The organism is Caldisericota bacterium, from assembly GCA_034717215.1.
Classification (GTDB): domain Bacteria; phylum Caldisericota; class Caldisericia; order Caldisericales; family Caldisericaceae; genus UBA646.
Map to the genome: position 1 here is coordinate 1 of JAYELD010000031.1, position 2618 is coordinate 2618.

Consider the following 2618-nt stretch of genomic DNA (forward strand, 5'->3'; position numbering starts at 1 on the left):
TTCAGCAAAATTGATGGTTTCGTAAAAAGTGTTTCCACTGGTCATTGCGAGGAGCGCAGCAACGAAGCAATCTAATAATTATAAACAGTTAACTAACACGAGATTGCTTCGCTCGCGCAGCGCAGGTGCTTGCGCCGCGTGTCGCTCGCAATGACAATACCGGGGGTCGTCTCACATACTGTACATTTGAAGCGTTAACAGGATAGAATTGGCTGATAAACAGGATATCGGTACAATGGTTTTTTTAAATCAAGTCAATCCTGTTATCCTGTCAGAATTTTTTTCAAAGGGCTAAAATGTTACCAATAATTTAAAAATAATACAATTTGGATGAAAAAGAAACTCTTATATATAACAATTCTTACTGTTATTGTTTTACTCCAATTCCTTGTTGTCAAACAATACATTGCGGACAGGTGGTTCAAAAAGGGGTATTCCGAACTTCACGAATATGATGCAAGCGAGAAAGTGGCTGAAAATACCGACTCAAAACCACTGATTTCCGATTCAAGTTTTCGAAAGGCCATCACATGGGACGGCAATAACCCGGAGGTTCATTATCAACTGGCAAAACTGTACGAAAAGCTTATGTACCGGTATGGTAATGAGATGGGAAAATGGGAAACCATAGACAACAAACCGGTGTATAATATTGGCTGGATGTCGAAATATTTTCAAGATCTGGCAATCAGGGAGTACTATCGGGCCATTTCCCTGAATCCCTGCGTGAATTACTATCACCTGGACCTTGCATGGCTTCTCAAGTCAAAGTTACTGGTCGGAGGACGAAAAGACAGAAGTCAGAAGTCAGAAGTCAGAAGTCTGGAAGAGACAGAGGTCAGAGGTCGGAGGTCGGAGGTCGGAGGTCAGCCGCCTACGCAAAGCTACGTCGTGCCAAGGAGGTCGGAGATCATCAAAGAATTCAGAAGAGCGACCGCTCTTGCCCCGAACAGAACTTATAATCACAAAGTATTTGCAGACTGGCTTGTCGAACATATACTCTATCTTGAAAATGATACCAAAACAGGAGATCAATACAAAAAAGATATCAAAGCCTTATTTGATGGGGCTGTTCGCGAATACAAAAAGGCTGTTTCCCTGAGACCGTCCCTGTTTAACGAAGCTCTCAAGTCAATGACAAGATTGACTTTTGATTACAATGTGCTCAAGCCCATTGCGCAGGAAGATAACAGAAGGCTGAAGAATCTCGTATTCTTCCTGTACAACAAGAAAGAATGGGAAGAGAACAGAGAAAAATTTTTAGCAGATATGGATCTGCAGATCGACCAATACGATTTCAACAATCAATCGCCGGAGATTCTATACCCCTATTACGACACTTTAGCGGCGCTGCTTCAGAAAGAAAAAAAGGCTGAAAAGGTGGCAGACATTCTTCAGGAATACCTTAAAATCGATCCTGGTAATGGAAAAATACACCTGAAACTGGCCGGACTGGCCCTCTCTTCCGGCAAGTGGGAAACGTCAGTACATCATTTTAAGCGGGCCATCGAAATTGACCCGGATAACGCGTCCGGCCGCAGGCAGTATGTATCTGCATTGGCATCGCACAAGGACAGCATAACCGTTGAAACTGAATTGAAATCCATCATCAGAAAATATCATGAAGATGCCTTTTCATACGAGGCCTTAGGCAACCTGCTTCTCAGACAGGAGCGTTTTGACGAGGCAGAGCAGACCTACAGGAAGATTCTCTCTGATACGCCTGACAAGGCCAGGGGATATGCCCTCCTCAAAAATCTCTATGAAAAACAGGGCAACCATGAAAAGGCTGAGGCCATCTACAGGAAGATTGTGTCCGTGATTCCGGATAAGGCCAGAGGGTACTACCTGTTAGGCAAGTATTACGAAGCACGGAAAGACAGGGAAAAGGCAAGGGAAAATTACAAGAAAGCGACCCTTTTAAACACGCGGTACAAGAGCCATTTCAACAGGATGATACCTCCTGATATGCTCTTTGAGGAATATTTCAAGACAACCCGCAATTACGATAAACTAAAAAGGCTTATTCCCCTGTCTCCCGATTTCCTTAACAAACTTGTCCTGTTTCTATATAAAAAAAATGCATGGGACAGGAATAAAAGCCGGTTTATTGCGGATCTTAACAGGACAAAAACAAATTATGAAAAATCAAAGGGAAACACAAATAAAGAAAAAAGAATCCGGCCGTGGCTTCTGGCATATTACAAGACACTGGCTGATGTTTACGTGGAAAAAGGTAATTACAGGAAAGCTGTCTCTGTTTTGAACGAGGTAGTAAAAATAGATCCCGACAATCCAGAGGGTCATCTTCTCCTTGCCGAGTATTCATTCGACAATGGAAATGTGCACGATTACACATGGGAGTTCAGTAAAAATCATTATGAAATAGCTATCGCCCTCTCGCACGAAAATTACAAATATGAAAAGGCCTATGCAGTGAGTCTGGCAGGGGTAAAAAAGTTTGAAGAAGCGGAAAATCATATGAAAAAAGCCTATTAGAACAAAATCCGGTTAGGTCTTAAAAATACTAAGCATTCAAAACACTTACAAATTCAATAATTTTCTGACCAAGTATTGATTCTATCCTTTCAGCGTAAACAGTCTGATATCCCCCTCAT

General features: G+C 42.1%; 1 protein-coding gene. It reads left to right on the forward strand.

Annotated features, from left to right (window positions below; all coding sequences use genetic code 11):
• Positions 1–330: 330 nt before the first annotated feature.
• Complete coding sequence (locus tag U9Q18_01495; protein MEA3313030.1) at positions 331–2499, forward strand: tetratricopeptide repeat protein; 2169 nt, start codon at positions 331–333, stop codon at positions 2497–2499.
• Positions 2500–2618 lie beyond the last annotated feature (119 nt).

Excerpts from the sequence above, each read along its gene's own strand:
- U9Q18_01495 (MEA3313030.1), top strand. The coding sequence starts at position 331 with ATGAAAAAGAAACTCTTATATATAACAATTCTTACTGTTATTGTTTTA.